Genomic DNA, 267 nt, shown 5'->3' with positions numbered 1-267 from the left:
GAGCAGAATAAAGAAGTCTATGCTGCAGTAAAGAAATACATTCAGAAAACACATTATACTACCTTAGAAGAAAGAGCAGATGAAGTAGAGAACTTTACAACAACCATCAATTACTTATACAATGCCGGTAATTCACCGGTGTCTCAAAGAAACGATGTAGAACTTCTTATCAATGGGGAGGGAAAATTTGCAAAAGTTTTTGAGGTGCTTCAACGGGCAAAACATCATATCCATCTTGAATATTACATCTATGACAACGATGAAATA

1 protein-coding gene is annotated in these 267 nt (G+C 35.2%); it reads left to right on the top strand.

What is annotated here, in order from left to right:
* Nucleotides 1-267, top strand: a 267-nt coding sequence (locus SCA31_RS23685; RefSeq protein WP_410699457.1) for a phospholipase D-like domain-containing protein, incomplete at both ends; no start/stop codon positions are given.

Origin of the sequence: Chryseobacterium sp. SIMBA_028, from assembly GCF_046535285.1 — a bacterium.
In the GTDB taxonomy this organism is placed as follows: domain Bacteria; phylum Bacteroidota; class Bacteroidia; order Flavobacteriales; family Weeksellaceae; genus Chryseobacterium.
The sequence above is the reverse complement of the archived record's forward strand: the minus strand, read 5'-3'. Positions and strand labels throughout refer to the sequence as shown.